The following is a 16,196-nucleotide window of genomic DNA, read 5'->3' on the forward strand; positions in this document are numbered from 1 at the left end:
GGACGCGGTGGACACGGAGGCAACGGTCCCGGTCCGGGCCAACGCCGAGGCCAGGGCCGGGGCCGGGGGCCTGCTGGTCGTCGGTGACGTGGTCACGGACATCGTCGCCCGGCACCGTACGCCGCTCGCGCCCGGAACCGACACGGTGGCCGCGATCCGCACGGTGCCGGGCGGGGCGGGGGCCAACGTCGCCTGCTGGGCGGCCCATTGGGGCCACGCCGACGTGCGGTTCCTGGGGCGGGTGGGGGCCGACGCGGCGGCGTGGCACCAGGAGTCGCTGCTCCGCTCCGGGGTACGTCCCCATCTCGTCGTGGACCCGGACGCCCCGACGGGCACGGTGATCAGCCTCGTCGACACGAGCGACGCGGAGGGTGACACAGGGGACGGCACGGAGGACGGCACAGCGAGCGGCACGGAAGGGGGCGCGGAGGGTGGCGGCGCGGCCGAGCGGACGTTCCTCACCGACAACGGCGCGTCCGTGCGGCTCGCGCCCGCCGACTGGGCGCCGTCGCTGCTCGACGGCGTGGCCTGGCTGCATCTGTCCGGCTATCTGTTCTTCGCCGAGCCCAGCCGGGCCGTGGCACGGGCCGCCCTGGACTCGGCTCGCGCGCGCGGTGTGACGGTGAGCGTGGATCCGGCATCGGCGGGCTTCCTGGCGCGGCATGGCGTGGACCGCTTTCTGGCGGAAGCGCGCGGCGTGCACGTCCTGCTGCCCAGCCGGGGCGAGGCGGAGCTGCTCTCGGGCCTGCCGCGGGCGGCGGACGCGGCCGCCGCGCTGAGCCGCCGGTTCCCGGACGTGGTGGTCAAGTTGGGCGGCGAGGGCGCGCTGGCCGCGCGGGACGGGCAGGTGCGGGTGCGCGTTCCGGCCGTGCGGGCCGCGGCACGGGACTCGACGGGCGCGGGCGACGCGTTCACCGGTGCGTTCCTCGCGGCGCGGACGGCGGGGGCAGGGCTGCGGGAGGCGGTGGCCGAGGGGTGCCGGGCCGGGGCGCGGGCGGTGGCGCGCGTCGGGGCGCGGCCTCCGGCGGGGGTGTCGGTGCGGGGCGGGAGGTGAGGGGCGGGGCGGGGAGTACGCCCATCGCCACCGCGAAACGGAACCTTCCGTTTCCCCAGGCCCCGCGCGATGTCGGACCGTGCTGGCAGACTTGCTCATCAAGTCCAGCGCTAGGAGCTGCACATGTCGATGGCAGGCAACTTGCGGAAGGTCGGAGGCCTTCGCAAGGTCGGAAATCTGCGGAGCGTCCGCGGCCTGAAGAAGGTGGCGCGCCTCGGGCGGCGCAGCCCCCGCGTCGACCTGAGCCACCCCGCGCGTTCTCCGCTGGGCTCGTCGGTGGTGAAGTGCGTGACGTATCGCAAGGGGGTGCGTCAGACCACGGCGCACGACGGGGATCTCGTCGAGGCCGTGGAGCAGGTCCGCAAGAGCGACGACGGCTTCGTGTGGCTGGGGCTCCACGAGCCCACGGAGCAGGAGTTCGCGGGCATCGCCGACCTGTTCGACCTGCACCCGCTGGCGGTCGAGGACGCGGTCCACGCCCACCAGCGCCCGAAGGTCGAGCGGTACGGCGAGACGCTGTTCGCCGTGTTCAAGACCGTGTGCTACGTCGAGCACGCCGAGCTGACCGCGACCAGCGAGGTGGTGGACACCGGCGAGATCATGGTCTTCCTCGGCCGCGAGTTCGTGATCACCGTCCGGCACGGCAGGCACGGCTCCCTCGGCCCGCTGCGCGAGGAGCTCGAGTCGACGCCCGACCAGCTCGCGCAGGGGCCCGCGGCCGTGCTGCACGCGCTCGCGGACCAGGTCGTCGACGACTACCTCGCCGTGACGGACGCCGTGCAGTCCGACATCGACGACGTCGAGACGGAGGTGTTCTCCCCCACCGGGGCGCGGGCAGCCGACCCCGGCCGCATCTACCAGCTGAAGCGTGAACTCCTGGAGCTGAAGCGGGCGGTGGTGCCGCTCGGCCGCCCGCTCCAGATACTCGCGACGAAGCCGACCCGCCTCGTCGCCCCCGAGATACAGGCGTACTTCCGTGACGTGGACGACCACCTCAAGCGGGTCACCGAACAGATAGCGGCCTTCGACGAGCTGTTGAACTCGATCCTCCAGGCGCATCTCGCGCAGGTGACGGTCGCGCAGAACGAGGACATGCGGAAGATCACGGCGTGGGCCGCCATCGTCGCCGTGCCGACGATGGTCTGCGGGATCTACGGCATGAACTTCGACCACATGCCCGAGCTGCGCTGGCAGTACGGCTACGGACTGGTGATGGGGGTGATCGCCACGGGATGCCTCGCCCTCTACCGGGGCTTCCGGCGCAACGGCTGGCTGTGAGGGCTGTTCCTGGGGTGGGCGTGAGGGTCAGCTCCTGGGTGGGCGTAAGCATCGCGCCCAAGGTGGGAGTGAGGATCTGCCGAGGCAGGCGTGAGGATCGTGCTCGGCCCGGCGGTTCGGGTCAGCCCTTGGCGTAGACGCTCTCGACCCAGCCCGCGAGTTGCTCTTCGGTCAGGTGCGTGGCGAGGTCGGCCTCGCTGATCATGCCGACGAGCCGCTTGTCCTCGATCACGGGCAGCCTGCGGATCTGGTGGCTCTGCATCTGTTCGAGGACGGCGTCGACGTCGGCGTCCGCCGCGATCCAGCGCGGGGTGCCCTTGGCCATCTCGCCCGCGGTGACCTTGGCGGGGTCGTGCCCCATCGCGACACAGCCGACGACGATGTCGCGGTCGGTGAGGATGCCGCACAGCCGCTCGTTCGCGTCGCTGATGGGCAGGGCGCCCACGTCCAGCTGGCGCATCAGTTGTGCGGCGCGGTCCAAGGTCTCGTGGGCGGGGATCCACTGGGCACCACGGTGCATGATGTCTCCGGCGGTGGTCATGGGTACCTCCCAGGGCCGGACGGCCGGCGCGGCGCAGGGGGCACCGCGAGTCCCGGCTCCCTCATTCTCACCGCGCCACCGCGTGGCCGCACCCGCAGCGGGCCCGGGCCACAGGGCCAGGGCACGCGACTACGCGCACCCGTCCCGAGCGCACCCGGCCGCGCCCGCCAGGCCCGGCCGCCGTAGGCCCGGCCACCGTCGGCCGCCCCACGCCGGACGGCGGCCGTCGTCGACCGCTCGACGCCGGACGGCGGGGCCGTCAACCGCTCCACGCCGGATGGCGGGGGTCGTCGGCCCGTACGACCACGTCGGCCGTGGCCGCGGGGTCGGTCTCCGTCTCGTACCGGTCGAAGGCGGGGAGCGTCCACTGTTCGCCCGGTGGCGTGCGCCGCCGCAGGGCGCCGGGGGAAAGCCGTGTGTGCACCGTCAGATCGAAGGGGAACCAATGACCGAGGAGAAGTGGACCATGGAGCAACAGCATCCCGCCGGGCGGGAGTTGAACGTAGGGGCTGCGCGTGGCGCGGTCGGATTCCGGGTCCCACAGGTCGGGCAGGACCCGGCCGGTGCCGCCCGCCTCCAACGGCCCGAAGACCTCACGCCACAGGGCGCCGGTGTCGAACCAGCCGCTGTAGTAGGCCTCGACGTCCTCGTGGCCGTACTCGAAGCGGAGCGAAGCGGGCCTGAGGAACCCCTCGGTGCCGACGACGAGCGAGGGCCGCCCGCGCAGCCGCAGCGCCTCTCCGACCCGCGCCGCGAGGCGGCCGGGCTCGGCCGCGGGGGCGCCGTCGAAGGCGACGCGTGGCCATGGGCCGCCGTCCGCCGGCTTCAGGTCGAGGAGGCGGTCGGCGAGGGTGTCCGTGAGCCGTTCCCAGGTGATCGCTTCGAGTCGCACGGGCCCATGATGCCGCCCGGAGGATTCGGCACGCGGTCCGCGTACGGGGTACGGCCGTGCGGGGAATCAACCGGCCATGACAACTCTCCCCGACCGCACCGCACTTGTGGTCGTCAAGCCGCTGAAGCGCAAGCGCTGCGCGGAGTGCCGGGCCGGGCCGCTGTCCCTACTGGTGCCCGAGGACGGCGGGCCGCGCTGTCTGGACTGCGCGGACCTCGGCCACCTCGTCTATCTGCCCCGTGGCGACACCGCGCTGACCAGGCGGTCGCGGGAGGGCAGCGCGCTGTCCGCGGTGGTGGTCCGCCTCAACCGGCGCAAGAGCCGGTACGAACGCCAGGGCGTGCTGGTGGAGGAGGCGGCGCTCGCGCGGGCCGAGGAGCTGTGCCTGGCGGACGCGGAGGCGCGGGCGCGGCGGCGGGCGCGGGACGCGGCGCGGCGGGCGGCGCAGGACGAGCGGTTCGCGGCGATGTTCACGGCGGAGATCCTGCGGCTCTTTCCCCGGTGCCCGGCGGAGCGCGCCCGGCGGATCGCCGCGCACGCGTCCCTGCGGGGCAGCGGGCGCGTGGGGCGCAGCACCGCGGGACGGGCGCTCTCGCCGGATGCGGTGACGGCGGCGGTGATCGCGGCGGTGCGGCACGGGGACACGGAGTACGACGGGCTGCTGATGCGCGGGGTGCCGCGGGGCGAGGCCCGGCGCCTGATCGCGGGGGCGGTGGAGGGGACGTTGCGGGGATGGCGTGCGCCGGACGACGGATGAGCGCGGCACGCCTACTCGACTGCGCCGGAGCCGAGTCCGGGGTCCATCCGACTCCGTCGAGGCCGGGTACCCAGCACCGCCCCCACCCTCAGCGAGACGCTCACTCCTGGCGAGAGTCCCCCGCATGCCCCCGCGAGGCGCACGCATGGTCAGGGACCCGTGCCTCGGGATTGACTTGTCGTAGACACACCACACCGGGCGGAGTGCCGCTCGGTGTGCTGGACGCCCCGGGCCTGCCCCTTCGGGGGAGCGGATCGCCAGCGGCCCGACCCACTAGGGAGTTGTCATGATCGAGGGACCCTATTTCGTGCTCGCCGTCCTCGGCGTCCTGACCTGCGGCCTGGTCGCGGGGGTGTTCATCGCCTTCTCCACCTTCGTGATGAAGGGCCTCGCCGCGCTGCCCGCGGCGCAGGGCGTCGCCGCGATGCAGGCGATCAATGTCGCGGCGGTCACGCGGGCGTTCATGGCCGTGTTCATGGGCGCGACGGGGGTCTCCGCGGTGCTCGCCGTGGTGACGTTCGTGGTGTGGCCCGACGAAGGCACGGTGGAGCTGCTGCTCGGCAGCGCGCTGTATCTCGTCGGCTGCTTCGGAGTGACCGTCGCTGCGAACATCCCGCGCAATGACGCGCTGGCGCAGGTGGACGCGCAGTCGGAGCAGGGCGCGGAGTACTGGCGCAGGTACGTCAGCGAGTGGACGATGTGGAACCACATACGCTCCGGGGCGGCCATCGCGTCGACGCTCGCCTTCATCCTGGCCCTGACCTGACAGCAGGCCCTGCCAGTAGGCCCTGACAGAAGGCCCTGACAGAAGGCCCTGGCAGCAGGACCTGACAGAAGCCCTGGCAGAAGGCCCGCGGGAAGGCCAGCGCATGCCGCCCCCGCCCGCGCGACGTACGGTGACAGGAGGGCCGGAAGACACGTCGCGCGCAGGGAGACGGCCATGGCCGACCCCAAGGGGTTCCTCAGGGCGCCGCGCGAGGAGTGGCCGCGGCGGGCCGTCGGTGAGCGGGTCAAGGACTGGGACGAGGTGTACGTTCCGGGGGCGCTGCTGCCCCTCGTCGAGCGGCAGGCGGACCGGTGCATGGACTGCGGCGTCCCGTTCTGTCACGAGGCGTGCCCGCTGGGGAATCTGATCCCGGAGTGGAACGAGCTCGTCTCGCGCGCCGACTGGCACGCGGCGGCCGAGCGGCTGCACGCGACGAACAACTTCCCCGAGTTCACCGGACGCCTGTGCCCCGCGCCGTGCGAGGCGGGTTGCGTTCTCGCGATCAACCAGCCCGCGGTGACCATCAAGAACGTCGAGGCGGCCATCGCCGACCGCGTCTGGGCGGACGGACTCGCGCCGCCGCGGCCGCCGGAGCGGCTGAGCGGGAAGTCCGTGGGCGTCATCGGCTCGGGTCCCGCGGGCCTCGCGGCGGCACAGCAGTTGACGCGCGCCGGGCACACGGTCGTCGTGTACGAGCGGGACGACCGTCCGGGCGGGCTGCTGCGGTACGGGATTCCCGCGTTCAAGATGGAGAAGGCGCAGCTGGAGCGGCGGCTGGCGCAGTTGCGGGGCGAGGGCACGAAGTTCCGTACGTCGACGGACGCGGGGCGGGACGTCGGGGTGGGGGCGCTGCGGGCCCGCCATGACGCGCTCGTGCTCGCCGTGGGGGCCACCGCGTGGCGGGAGCTTCCGGTTCCGGGCCGGGAGTTGGCCGGTGTGCGGCAGGCGATGGAGTATCTGCCGCTCGCCAACCGCGTCTGCGAGGGGGATCTGGACGTCTCGCCGCTGTCGGCGGCCGGGAGGCACGTGGTGATCGTGGGCGGTGGGGACACCGGAGCGGACTGCCTGGGCACGGCGGTGCGGGAGGGCGCCGCGTCGGTGACGCAGGTCGACATCCGGCCGCTGCCGGGTGCGGAGCGGGACGAAGGGGTGGAGCCGTGGCCGACGTACCCCCGTCTGTACCGGGTGTCGCCCGCGCACGAGGAGGCCGGGGAGCTGCGGTTCGGGCAGGAGCCGGACGTGGACGCGCGGGTGTTCGCGGCGGCGACGCTGCGGTTCACCGGGGACGCGGAGGGGCGGGTGCGGGCCGTCCATCTCGCCGGGGTCGACGCGCGGCGGCGGGCCGTGCCGGGCGGGGAGCGGGTGCTGCGGGCCGACCTGGTGCTGCTCGCGCTGGGGTTCCAGGGGCCGGAGGCGGGGGGTGTGGTGCGGGAGTTGGGGGTGTCCGTCGGGGCGGACGGGACGGTGGTCCGGGATGCCGGGTTCGCCACGGGCGTGCCGGGGGTGTTCGTCGCCGGGGACGCGGGGCGGGGTCAGTCCCTGGTGGTGTGGGCGATCGCGGAGGGCCGCTCGGTGGCGGCGGCGGTGGACCGCTTCCTGACGGGCTCGACGCGGCTGCCGTCGCCGGTGACTCCGGGGGACCGCCCGCTCACGGCGTGAGGAGCCACCTCAACCCCGGCGCCCGCACCGCTGGACGCCCGACCGCTCAGCACCCACTCGCCGCTCACCGCTCGGCACCCGGCACCCGGCACCTCACCCGGGATTACGGGAACCACCAGGCCCCGCCACGCCCCCCGAAGAACCGGCCCCCTCGAAGAAGCGGCCCCCCCGAAGAAGAACCGGCCCCCCCCGAAGAACCGGCCCTCTCGAACAAGCGCCGGACGCCCACGCGGTCACGACACTCCCCCACCCGCTCATCGACGTACAGAATCGGCCAACTACCGGACGTCACGACGTCAGGGAGGGCGTCACGACGCGTAGGACATCACCTCGACATCACCACGCGTAGACCGTCAGTACACGGAGACCGTCACGACAGCAGGAAGTCGGCTTCGCCCGCCTTCGCGCCCTGTATGAACGCCCTGATCTCGCCGTCCGTGTAGATGAGCGCGGGGCCGTCCGGGTCGGAGGACTGGCGGACCGCGACGCGGCCGTCGGCCAGCTTCATCGCCTCCAGGCAGTTGCCGCCGTTGCCGCCGCTCCACGGCTTGTGCCAGCCCTCGGTGCCGAGGTCACGGGCGGGCATGCCGTTGTAGACCCGGGACGCGGTCCCCGGGGGCCGGGAATCGGCGCGGGTGTCGGGCCGGGACGCGGGGCCCGTGCCCGCACGGTGTCGATCGCGGTCCATTCACAGCTCCTTGCGGACATCCCGGAGGATTTCCTTCGTGCGTTGTGCGGTCGCGGCCTGGGCCGCCATGCGGTCCATGACCTCCAGATGCGTCGCCACCTCGGTGCGCGCGTCCAGGTAGACGGCGCCGGTCAGGTACTCGCTGTAGACCATGTCCGGCAGCTCCGCCATCGCGAAGCGGAAGAGCACGAACGGTCCGAACGTGCCCGGGTGCGGGCCCGCCGCGAACGGCGCGACCTGCAGCGTCACATGCGGCAGCTCGATCGCTTCGAGCAGCCGGTCGAGCTGGGCGCGCATCACGTCGGGGCCGCCGACGGGGCGGCGCAGGGCGGTCTCGTCCATCACGACCCACAGGCGCGGCGCGTCCTCGCGGGTGAGCAGTGTCTGGCGCTCCATGCGCAGCGCGACATAGCGCTCGATGTCCTCGGGCCGGGTCTGGCCGATGGCCCCGGAGAGCAGCACGCCACGCGCGTAGTCCTCGGTCTGGAGCAGGCCGGGCACGAAGTGCGGTTCGTACGAGCGGATGAGGCTGGCGGCGCCCTCCAGGCTCACGTACATGCTGAACCAGCCCGGCAGGATGTCGTGGAACCGCTGCCACCAGCCCGGCTTGTTCGCCTCCTCGGCGAGCACGACGAAGGCCTCGGCCTCGTCCTCCGGGACGCCGTACGCCTTCAGGAGCAGCTGGAGGTAGGGGATCTTGAGCGCGACCTCCGCCGTCTCCATGCGGCGCACCGTCGCGGGGGCCACGCGCAGGACGCGCGCGGCCTCGTCACGTTTGAGACCTGCCCGTTCGCGCAGGTCCTGCAGGCGACGACCGAGAACGACCTGCCCGACGGTCGGCGCCGACCGCGGTTCGCTCACGTCCTACCTCCACCCACTACGCGTCACTCTCTGCTAAGCCTTGCGCCACGCCGCGTCACCGCACGTCACGCGAACTCACGCCGCATGGTGAGGCGTTGCCAGAAGTGTGCCATGCGCCGTCTCAAAGGAACACGTCACTGTGCACTTTTCAGAGTGGCCCTTGCCAAGGTGTTCGCGCCGGGGCGATAGTGGAGAGCGTGACTCCGCCCGCATCGTTAGGAACTGAGGCCACCCGACCCCGACTTGGCGCGAGCGCCGGGCAGCGGGCAGTGGATGGCGAGCCCTGTGTCACCTTCACCCTGGCCGCGCAGCCCGCTTCCGTCGCGCGCGCCCGGCGGCTGACACGGGACCGGCTCAGTTCCCTCGCGGTCGGCGACGACGCCTGCGACACGGCGGCGCTCGTCGTATCGGAGCTGGTCACCAACGCCATCGTGCACACCGCAAGCCGGACCGTCGTCTGCGAGATCCGCACGGAAGCCGACACCGTGCGGATAGCGATACGCGACGAGGGGTGCGGATCGGGGGTTCCGCGCCCGACCGGCCTGCGTGGGCCTGACGAGGAGCATGGGAGGGGGTTGCTTCTCGTGAGTGCCGTGAGCACGGCATGGGGTGTCCAGGATTCCGGATCCGGCCTTTCGGTGTGGGCGGAGCTGCCCAGGTCGCCCGCCGCCACGGCGGGCGACTTCGGCTGGAGCGAGGTCGACCGGAGCTGGGGCGAGGTCGACCAGGGTTAGGGCGTCGACCAGGACTGGAGCGTCGACCGGCGCGCCATCGACCAGAGCTTGAGCGGCCTCGACCGGAGCCGGAGCGAGGTCGGCCCGATCGAGTTCAGCTCGATCGACTTCAGCTCGATCGAGTTCGGCAAGGACGTCGCCGGCGGCTCCGACAGGGGCCCCGCCGGCGACGTGAACCACACGGCGTGACGGCCGGCCGCGAGGCCGGCGGTACGGGGATGCGAGTGCGACAGTGATGCGGTCGGGGGACATGTGAGCTCGGGGACAGTGCGACCGTTCGGCCTTGACACCTTGGTACGGCTCTCGCGAGAGCGGGAGCGGGCGGTCGGACGGCGGGTCGTGAGTGTGCAGCCAGTGGCACGGCTCGCCGTCCCCGCCGGAATGCGGCAGCCGCTCGGCTGCGACGCGGTCGCGCTGCCCGCGGAGTTCGGTCCGCGGCTCCTGGAGCGGCTGCCCCGGGTGGGGTGCGTGTACGAGGACGGGCCCCGCTGGTGGTGGATCGTGCCCGCCGAGTCCGACGTGGCCCTCGACTGGCCCCCGCCGACGCTCTACTCGCGGGGGGCGGTGCTGCCGGACGCGACGCGCGAGCCCGCCCTGGTGCACTGTCCCGCCGACCTCGAAGGGGACGTCCCCTATACACCGCCCCTCCCCCTGTACTCGGCGTACCTGGCCCTGTGCCGGACGGGCCGGGCGGTGCACGCCTGACGACGGCTCACCCTGGGCGTCGCACGTTGACCGTGCGGCGCCCTTTTCGCATGCCCGGCCGCACGCCCGGCTCCGCGCAACCGGTCCGCACGCCCGGCCACATACCCACCCCCCTGTTACCGGCATCACTTAGGGCACCCTTTCTTTACGTGTAAGAATATCAGGGTCCGGCTCTGCGTACGGGAGTTGGGCCGCTTGTGATGCCGAGACGCACTGATGAGGTACAGATGGCCGTCTTCCGTCCACCCGCATCCCCCACCAGACGTAGCCTGCTCACCGCGGGCGGTGCCGCCGCCCTGGCCGCCGCGCTCGCCGCGTGCGGCGGTGGCGACGACGACGGGGACGGCGAGGCCGCCGGAGGATCCGGCGGTGCGTGGCGGTTCGAGGACGACCGCGGCAGGACCGCGAAGGCCCGCGCCACGCCGAAGCGGATCGTCGCGTACGTCGCGTCCGCCGCCGCCCTGCACGACTTCGGCGTGGAGTGCGTCGGCGTGTTCGGGCCCGCCACGTACCGCGACGGCCGGCCGACCCCGCAGGCGGGCGCGCTCGACGTGAAGAAGCTGACGACCGTCGGCGGCGCGTCGTTCGGGGACTTCAACATCGAGAAGTACGCCGCGCTCCGTCCCGACCTGCTCGTCAGCAACATGAACCAGCCGGGCCTGCTGTGGCAGGTGCCCGACGACAGCGCCGACAAGATCTACCGGCTCGCGCCGAGCGTCGGCATCAGGACCGCGCACGTCTCGCTCGTCCGCACGATCCAGCGGTACGGCGAACTGGCCGCCGCGCTCGGCGCCGACCTCGGCGCGGACCGCGTGGTGTCCGCCAAGTCCCGCTTCGAGCGCGCCGCCGAACGGCTGCGCAGGGCGGCGCACGCCAAGAAGGGCATCCGGGTCGTTGCCGTCGCCACGCAGCCCGCGGCCCTGTCCGTGGGCGCGCCCGGCGCCTTCCCCGACACCCGGTACTTCGCGGAGCTCGGCGTCGAGTTCGTGAAGCCGCGCAAGCCCGGCAAGCCCGGCTTCTGGTCGCCCGTCAGCTGGGAGAACGTCGACGCGTACGCGGCCGACGTGATCTTCGCCGACCGGCGGTCCAACAACATGCCGCTCGACGAGGTCGCGCGGTCCAAGCCCACCTGGGGCACGCTGCCCGCGGTCAAGGCGGGCCAGGTCGTGCCGTGGAACAACGAGGCCCAGTTCAGCTACGCGGGCTACGCGCCGCTCATCGAGCGGTTCGCGCAGGCCCTGGAGAACGCGAAGAAGGTGACCTGATGGCAACTCCGGAAGCGGCAACTCCGGAAGCGGCGGCGCCCACGCGGCACGCCACGTATCTCGTCCCGGTGCTCAGGAGTTCCCCGGTGACGCCGCGGATGCTGCGGCTGACCCTGGGCGGGCAGCGGCTGCGCGGGTTCGCGGCCGGGCGGGACGCCGACGAGCGCGTCAAGCTGTTCTTCCCGCCGCGGGGCCTGCTCGTGCCCGCGCTGCCCGAGTTCGGCCCCGACGGCATGCGCTACCCGGACGGCGCCGTCATCCCGCACGCCCGGAACTACACGGTGCGCTCCTTCGACCCGGAGCTCCTGGAGCTCGACCTGGACTTCGTGATCCACAACGGCGGGCACGCCGCCGAGTGGGCGCGCGACGCCCGGCCGGGCGACCTGCTCGGCATCGCGGGTCCCGCGGTCGGCGGGATGCCGTCGGACGCGGCGGACACCCATGTCATCGCGGGCGACGAGACCGCGCTGCCCGCGATCGCCTCGATCCTGGAACGGCTGCCCGCGACGGCCCGCGCCGAGGTGTTCATCGAGGTCGTGGACGCGGCCGAGGAGCAACATCTGACGATCGCCCGGGGCGCCCACGTGACCGTGCACTGGCTGCACCGCGGCACGGGCCCGTGGACCACGCCCACTCCCCTGGAGCGCGCGGTCCGCGAACTGCCCTGGCCCGCGGGCGCGGTGCACGCGTGGGTCGCGGGCGAGGCGGCCGTGGTGCGGGCGCTGCGCCGGTATCTGCGGCAGGAGCGCGGCCTGCCGCGCGAGGCGGTGCACGCCACCGGCTACTGGCGGCTCGGCAAGACGGTCGAACAGTGGCTCAGCGAGGAGGGCGATCCCCGGACCGAGGACGACTGACCCCGGCCCCGTAAGAACCGCCCCCAAAGAACCGACCCCATAAGAACCGGCCCCATAAGAAGCGGCCCCGAGCCGAGGAGAACCCACCCCCGGCCCGGGGCCGCCCGCGGTCCGTCAGCGCCAGGTCAACCCGTCAGCGCCAGGTCAAGGGAACATGCCCCTCGGCCCGGCGGCGCCCCCTCACGCGGCGGCGCGCTCGCCCGCGCCCCGGCACTCGTCCGCGTCCTGTCCGCGCACGATCACCAGGAAGGCGTCGGTCGCCAGGTCCATCACGACCTCCGCGCGCTGCCCCTCGCGGCGCCGGTCCCGCGCGAACTCCTCCGCGGGCCACGATCCACGCGGCCCGCCCGCGGGAAAGCGCTCGAGCACCACTCGTCCGTTCATCATGTCCTCGTCCCCCGTGTGTGCGGCTCGGTGCCAGGTGCGGAGACCCGGAGGCCTCCGCACGCAGACTCTGCACTGAGGAGAACGCGCGAAGCACCCCGAAGGACTCGCAACGTGACCTAAATGACACGGAGTTGAGGCACCGCACGCGCATCCGGGACGGAACGGTTCCCACCGCCCCACCGCCCCGCCGGCCGCGCGGTCCCGCTCAGTCGTCGTACTCGTCGTGGTAGCGCACCTTCTCGCTGCCCGCGGGCGCGCCGAGCGCGGAGGCACGGCCCTTCGGCTCCTCCCACTCCTCCTGGCGGCCGAGCGCGGTGAGGTCGAGGAGGCTGGTGGTCGAGCCGAGGCCGTCGAGTCCGCGGTCGAACGTCGAGTACGTGTGGAAGACGCGGTCGCCGTCCCGCAGGAAGCAGCTGAGGCCCGGCCGGTCGTGGAGGCGGCCCCGCTCGTCGACGTACGAGGCGTCGAAGTCGCGGTTGAACTCGGGCCCGCACGCCGCGTACCAGGGCACGACCCAGCCCATGCGGGCCTTGAACGGCAGGATGCGCGTGAACGGCGCGCGCGACACCGCGACGAACGTCGTGCCGCGGGCCCGCAGATGGGCGAGGTGCCCGATCTGGTCGAGGAAGCCCGAGCAACTGCGGCAGCCGGCGTCCCACTCGGGCGCGAACATGAAGTGGTAGACGATGAGCTGGCCGCGCCCGGCGAACAGGTCGAGCAGCGTGGCCTTGCCGTCCGCGCCGTCGAACACGTACTCCGTGTCGATCTCGACCATCGGGAGCCCGCGCCGCTCGGCGTTCAACGCGTCCCGTGCGCGCGTCGCGGCCTTCTCCTTGGCGAGCAGCTCCGCTCGCGCGGCCTGCCACTCCGCGCGCGTGACGATGTGCGGAAGTCCCATGGCGCATTCCTCCGGATCCGGTCCGCGGTTCTCCGACAGGGTGGACCGGGGGCGTCGGCGGAACTCATCGGTCGCGGACGGGATTTCCGGAAATTTCTCGGCGCCCGCCGCCTGCGCCGGTGCCGAACGCGTCGGATGCGTCCGTACGTCAGCACACGACCGGAAGTTCCAGCAGGCCACGCGCCCGCATGGAGGGGCGTCGGCGCAGCTCGTCCTCGGGCACGGCGAGCGCGAGGTTCGGGAAGCGTTCGATGAGCGCGCCGAGGGCGACCGTCATCTCCAGGCGGGCGAGGGGGGCGCCCAAGCAGTAGTGGATGCCGTGGCCGAGCGCGAGGTGGCCGCTCGCGTCGCGCGTGATGTCGAGGCGGTCGGGGTCGGCGAAGCGCTCGGGGTCGCGGCCCGCGGAGCCGAGGGAGAGCAGCACGGTCTCCCCCTTGGGCACGCGGACGCCCGCGATGGTGACGTCCTCGAGCGGGAAGCGCCGGATGGCGAGGAGCACCGGGCCCTCGTGGCGCATGAACTCCTCGACGGTGCCGGGCAGCAGGCTCGGGTCCGCGCGCACCGCGGCGAGCTGGTCGGGGTGGCGAAGCAGGCCGAGGACGGCGTTGCCGATGAGCTGCACCACGTTCTCGTACCCGGCGAAGAGGATCAGGAAGGCGAGTGACATCAGCTCGTCCTCGCTGAGCCGCCCGCCGTCGCCCTCGTCCCGCGCCGCGATGAGGTCGGACAGCAGGTCGTCCCCGGGCGCCTTGCGCTTCTCGGCGATCAGCGAGGTGAAGTAGCCGAGCAGTCCGCCGACGGCTTCCTTGGCGAGGTGGGGCCGGGTCGGGTCGGGTGCGACGAGCGCGTCGGTCCAGGTCCGCAGGTCCCGCCGGAGCTCCGCGGGCACGCCGAGCAGGTCGCAGATCACGGTGATCGGGAGCGGGGCGGCATACGCGGCGACGAGGTCGGCGCGGCCGTCGGCGGCGATGGCGTCGAGGAGTTCGTCGGCGGCACGGCGGACGGGCTCGCGCAGGCGCTCCATCCGGCCCGGCGTGAACGCCTTGACGACCAGGCGCCGGATGCGGGTGTGGTCCGGCGGGTCCATGTTCAGGAGGTTGGCGTCCAGGGCGGGCGGCAGCGCGAAGCCCCGGTAGTTCCCGGGCAGGGCGTGCGACTTGTCCAGGGACAGGCGGGGGTCGGCGAGGGCCTCGCGGACGTCGGCGTAGCGGGTGACGAGCCAGGCGGCGTTGCCGTCGGTGCCGGTGACGCGCCGCACCGGCGCGCTCTCGCGCAGCAGCGCGTACGTGGCGTAGGGGTCGTCGAGAAGTCCGTCGAGCGGTTCGGGAGTCGCGGATGCCGAGGGAGTCGCGGATGCCGGGGGTGTCGCCATGGGTCTCACCCTAAGGAGTGCCACCCCGCCACTCGTGGGCGACCCTTCAGGCCTCGGATCAGTACTCGGATCAGGCCTCGGGTCGGACGTCGGGTCGGACGTCGGATCGGACGTCGGATCAGGCGTCGTACTCCTGGATCCGCCTGCCGTGCCCCCGCTCGACGAGCGCGGGCAGCCGCTCCCCCAACTCCCCCACCACCGCCGCGACATCCACCGTGAGCAGTTCCCGGTCCCGCATCAGGACCTTCCCGTCGACGATCGTCGTGCGGACGTCGCCGCTGCGCGCGCTGTGGACGAGGGTGGCGGCGAGGTCGTGCACGGGCTGGGTGTGCGGGCCGGTGAGGTCGACGAGGATGATGTCGGCGCGGCGGCCCGGCGCGAGGGAGCCGACGCGGTCGCCGAGGCCGACGGCCCGCGCGCTCTGCAGCGTGGCGTGGTGCAGGGCCTGACGGGAGGTCAGCCAGCGCGGGTCGCCGGTCGTGGACTTCTGCACGAGCGCGGTGAGCGCCATGGACTCCCACACGTCGAGGGAGTTGTTGGACGCGGCGCCGTCCGTGGCGAGGCCGACGGGGATGCCGAGGTCGGCGAGCAGCCGCACGGGCGTGGGGTCCCAGGCGAACTTCAGGTAGCCGCGCGGCGCGCTGGCGACGGCGACGCGTCCGGTGGCGGCGCGCAGCACTTCGGCGTCGCGGTCGACGATGCCGGTGCCGTGGGCGATGAGGACGTCGACGTCGAGCAGGCCCGTGCGGTGCAGGATCTCGATGGGAGTGGCACCGTGCCGGGCGATGCTGTGCTCGGTCTGGGCGCGGCTCTCGGCCGCGTGCAGATGGACGAGGAGGCCGTGTTCGCGGGCGAGTTCGGCGGTCGCGGCGAGGTCGGCGTCCTCGACGGTGTACGGGGCGTGCGGGGCCAGGCAGGTGGTGACGCGCCCGTCGGCCGCGCCCCGGCGGCGCAGCGCGAAGTCGAGGGACGCCGCGCGGCCCTCGGGTCCCTGCGAGGAGAAGTACGCCTGGCCGAGCAGCGCGCGCAGGCCGGTCTCCGCGACGACGTCCGCGACGGTGTCCATGGCGAAGTAGTGGTCGGCGAAGGTCGTGACGCCGCCGCGGATCAGCTCGGCGCAGGCGAGCCGCGCGCCGAGCTCCACGTCGCGCTCGCCGAGGTTGGACTCGATCGGCCAGATGCGGTCGTTGAACCACTCCTCCACCGGCAGGTCCTCGGCGACCCCGCGCAGCGCCACCATCGGCGCGTGCGTATGGCAGTTGATCAGGCCGGGCAGCGCCGCCTGGCCGCGGGCGTCGACCCGCTCGACGGCGTCGACGCCCCGGGCCGCGGCCGTGGTGGTGACGTCGGCGATCACTCCGTCGCGTACGACGATCGCGGCGTCCTCGGCGAAGCCGACGCGCTCCGCCGGGTCGTGGACGAGGGCCGTGCAGCCGTCGATGACGAGGTCGGCGGGGCCGGGTGCGGCAGGCGCGGTCATGCGTT

General features: G+C 73.2%; 18 protein-coding genes. 10 read left to right on the forward strand and 8 right to left on the reverse strand.

The genetic code is table 11. The features are described 5' to 3' along the window. The first annotated feature begins 7 nt into the window (after positions 1 to 7). Positions 8 to 1,054 (forward strand): carbohydrate kinase family protein, encoded by a 1,047-nt coding sequence (locus ACFWZ5_RS15110; RefSeq protein WP_384800036.1) that lies wholly within the window; start codon positions 8 to 10, stop codon positions 1,052 to 1,054. A 123-nt stretch (positions 1,055 to 1,177) separates the two neighbouring features. After that, entirely contained in the window at positions 1,178 to 2,332 is a 1,155-nt protein-coding gene (locus ACFWZ5_RS15115; protein ID WP_384800038.1) for a magnesium and cobalt transport protein CorA, read from the forward strand. 121 nt (positions 2,333 to 2,453) lie between these two features. Here the strand turns inward: ACFWZ5_RS15115 and ACFWZ5_RS15120 are convergent, their stop codons facing one another. After that, entirely contained in the window at positions 2,454 to 2,873 is a 420-nt protein-coding gene (locus ACFWZ5_RS15120; RefSeq protein WP_384800041.1) for a CBS domain-containing protein, read from the reverse strand. A gap of 259 nt (positions 2,874 to 3,132) precedes the next feature. Then, positions 3,133 to 3,765, reverse strand: a complete 633-nt coding sequence (locus tag ACFWZ5_RS15125; RefSeq protein WP_384800043.1) for a uridine kinase — start codon at positions 3,763 to 3,765, stop codon at positions 3,133 to 3,135. A gap of 76 nt (positions 3,766 to 3,841) precedes the next feature. Here ACFWZ5_RS15125 and ACFWZ5_RS15130 point away from each other — a divergent pair, with 76 nt between their 5' ends. From ACFWZ5_RS15130 to ACFWZ5_RS15140, 3 genes are all read left to right on the forward strand, one after another. Then, positions 3,842 to 4,522: a DUF2293 domain-containing protein gene (locus ACFWZ5_RS15130; protein WP_384800046.1), complete on the forward strand. Its 681-nt coding sequence runs from the start codon at positions 3,842 to 3,844 to the stop codon at positions 4,520 to 4,522. A gap of 286 nt (positions 4,523 to 4,808) precedes the next feature. Beyond that, complete coding sequence (locus tag ACFWZ5_RS15135) at positions 4,809 to 5,288, forward strand: DUF1772 domain-containing protein (RefSeq protein WP_384800049.1); 480 nt, start codon at positions 4,809 to 4,811, stop codon at positions 5,286 to 5,288. Positions 5,289 to 5,462: 174 nt separating this feature from the next. Then, positions 5,463 to 6,947: a glutamate synthase subunit beta gene (locus ACFWZ5_RS15140; protein WP_384890758.1), complete on the forward strand. Its 1,485-nt coding sequence runs from the start codon at positions 5,463 to 5,465 to the stop codon at positions 6,945 to 6,947. 370 nt (positions 6,948 to 7,317) lie between these two features. On the opposite strand, the gene ACFWZ5_RS15145 is transcribed toward ACFWZ5_RS15140, so the two are convergent. Both ACFWZ5_RS15145 and ACFWZ5_RS15150 read right to left on the reverse strand, forming a co-directional pair. Then, positions 7,318 to 7,533: a DUF397 domain-containing protein gene (locus tag ACFWZ5_RS15145; RefSeq protein ID WP_384797535.1), complete on the reverse strand. Its 216-nt coding sequence runs from the start codon at positions 7,531 to 7,533 to the stop codon at positions 7,318 to 7,320. 102 nt (positions 7,534 to 7,635) lie between these two features. Continuing rightward, positions 7,636 to 8,496, reverse strand: coding sequence for a helix-turn-helix domain-containing protein (locus ACFWZ5_RS15150; RefSeq protein ID WP_384797460.1), 861 nt, complete (start codon positions 8,494 to 8,496; stop codon positions 7,636 to 7,638). Between the two features lie 269 nt (positions 8,497 to 8,765). Here ACFWZ5_RS15150 and ACFWZ5_RS15155 point away from each other — a divergent pair, with 269 nt between their 5' ends. The 5 genes from ACFWZ5_RS15155 (at position 8,766) to ACFWZ5_RS15175 (ending at position 12,054) form a co-directional block, all read left to right on the forward strand. After that, positions 8,766 to 9,230 (forward strand): ATP-binding protein, encoded by a 465-nt coding sequence (locus ACFWZ5_RS15155; protein ID WP_384797463.1) that lies wholly within the window; start codon positions 8,766 to 8,768, stop codon positions 9,228 to 9,230. Positions 9,231 to 9,278: 48 nt separating this feature from the next. After that, the gene (locus tag ACFWZ5_RS15160) at positions 9,279 to 9,419 is read left to right on the forward strand and encodes a hypothetical protein (RefSeq protein ID WP_384797466.1); all 141 of its coding nucleotides are present in this window, start codon (positions 9,279 to 9,281) and stop codon (positions 9,417 to 9,419) included. Between the two features lie 63 nt (positions 9,420 to 9,482). After that, a complete protein-coding gene (locus ACFWZ5_RS15165; protein WP_384797468.1) occupies positions 9,483 to 9,935 on the forward strand; it encodes a hypothetical protein in 453 nt (150 codons plus the stop codon). A gap of 227 nt (positions 9,936 to 10,162) precedes the next feature. Next, positions 10,163 to 11,200: an ABC transporter substrate-binding protein gene (locus ACFWZ5_RS15170; protein WP_384797471.1), complete on the forward strand. Its 1,038-nt coding sequence runs from the start codon at positions 10,163 to 10,165 to the stop codon at positions 11,198 to 11,200. Then, positions 11,200 to 12,054 (forward strand): siderophore-interacting protein, encoded by an 855-nt coding sequence (locus ACFWZ5_RS15175; RefSeq protein ID WP_384797474.1) that lies wholly within the window; start codon positions 11,200 to 11,202, stop codon positions 12,052 to 12,054. The genes ACFWZ5_RS15170 and ACFWZ5_RS15175 overlap by 1 nt, the downstream gene beginning before the upstream one ends. A 180-nt stretch (positions 12,055 to 12,234) precedes the next feature. Here the strand turns inward: ACFWZ5_RS15175 and ACFWZ5_RS15180 are convergent, their stop codons facing one another. The 4 genes from ACFWZ5_RS15180 to ACFWZ5_RS15195 all read right to left on the reverse strand — a co-directional run bounded on the left by ACFWZ5_RS15180 (position 12,235) and on the right by ACFWZ5_RS15195 (position 16,191). Next, positions 12,235 to 12,441: a hypothetical protein gene (locus ACFWZ5_RS15180; protein ID WP_384797477.1), complete on the reverse strand. Its 207-nt coding sequence runs from the start codon at positions 12,439 to 12,441 to the stop codon at positions 12,235 to 12,237. Positions 12,442 to 12,646: 205 nt separating this feature from the next. Next, the gene (locus tag ACFWZ5_RS15185) at positions 12,647 to 13,339 is read right to left on the reverse strand and encodes a DUF899 domain-containing protein (RefSeq protein WP_384797480.1); all 693 of its coding nucleotides are present in this window, start codon (positions 13,337 to 13,339) and stop codon (positions 12,647 to 12,649) included. A 148-nt stretch (positions 13,340 to 13,487) separates the two neighbouring features. Further along, complete coding sequence (locus ACFWZ5_RS15190) at positions 13,488 to 14,711, reverse strand: cytochrome P450 (protein WP_384797483.1); 1,224 nt, start codon at positions 14,709 to 14,711, stop codon at positions 13,488 to 13,490. 118 nt (positions 14,712 to 14,829) lie between these two features. Continuing rightward, a complete protein-coding gene (locus tag ACFWZ5_RS15195; protein WP_384797486.1) occupies positions 14,830 to 16,191 on the reverse strand; it encodes an amidohydrolase in 1,362 nt (453 codons plus the stop codon). Positions 16,192 to 16,196: the final 5 nt, after the last annotated feature.

The organism is Streptomyces sp. NPDC059003 (assembly GCF_042740445.1).
GTDB lineage: Bacteria > Actinomycetota > Actinomycetes > Streptomycetales > Streptomycetaceae > Streptomyces.

What these genes read in the sequence shown, in the direction of transcription:
- ACFWZ5_RS15115 (WP_384800038.1), top strand. Translation starts at nt 1,178, where the DNA reads ATGTCGATGGCAGGCAACTTGCGGAAGGTCGGAGGCCTTCGCAAGGTC.
- ACFWZ5_RS15120 (WP_384800041.1), bottom strand. Translation starts at nt 2,873, where the DNA reads ATGACCACCGCCGGAGACATCATGCACCGTGGTGCCCAGTGGATCCCC.
- ACFWZ5_RS15130 (WP_384800046.1), top strand. Translation starts at nt 3,842, where the DNA reads ATGACAACTCTCCCCGACCGCACCGCACTTGTGGTCGTCAAGCCGCTG.
- ACFWZ5_RS15135 (WP_384800049.1), top strand. Translation starts at nt 4,809, where the DNA reads ATGATCGAGGGACCCTATTTCGTGCTCGCCGTCCTCGGCGTCCTGACC.
- ACFWZ5_RS15140 (WP_384890758.1), top strand. Translation starts at nt 5,463, where the DNA reads ATGGCCGACCCCAAGGGGTTCCTCAGGGCGCCGCGCGAGGAGTGGCCG.
- ACFWZ5_RS15145 (WP_384797535.1), bottom strand. Translation starts at nt 7,533, where the DNA reads ATGCCCGCCCGTGACCTCGGCACCGAGGGCTGGCACAAGCCGTGGAGC.
- ACFWZ5_RS15170 (WP_384797471.1), top strand. Translation starts at nt 10,163, where the DNA reads ATGGCCGTCTTCCGTCCACCCGCATCCCCCACCAGACGTAGCCTGCTC.
- ACFWZ5_RS15175 (WP_384797474.1), top strand. Translation starts at nt 11,200, where the DNA reads ATGGCAACTCCGGAAGCGGCAACTCCGGAAGCGGCGGCGCCCACGCGG.
- ACFWZ5_RS15180 (WP_384797477.1), bottom strand. Translation starts at nt 12,441, where the DNA reads ATGATGAACGGACGAGTGGTGCTCGAGCGCTTTCCCGCGGGCGGGCCG.
- ACFWZ5_RS15185 (WP_384797480.1), bottom strand. Translation starts at nt 13,339, where the DNA reads ATGGGACTTCCGCACATCGTCACGCGCGCGGAGTGGCAGGCCGCGCGA.
- ACFWZ5_RS15190 (WP_384797483.1), bottom strand. Translation starts at nt 14,711, where the DNA reads ATGGCGACACCCCCGGCATCCGCGACTCCCTCGGCATCCGCGACTCCC.
- ACFWZ5_RS15195 (WP_384797486.1), bottom strand. Translation starts at nt 16,191, where the DNA reads ATGACCGCGCCTGCCGCACCCGGCCCCGCCGACCTCGTCATCGACGGC.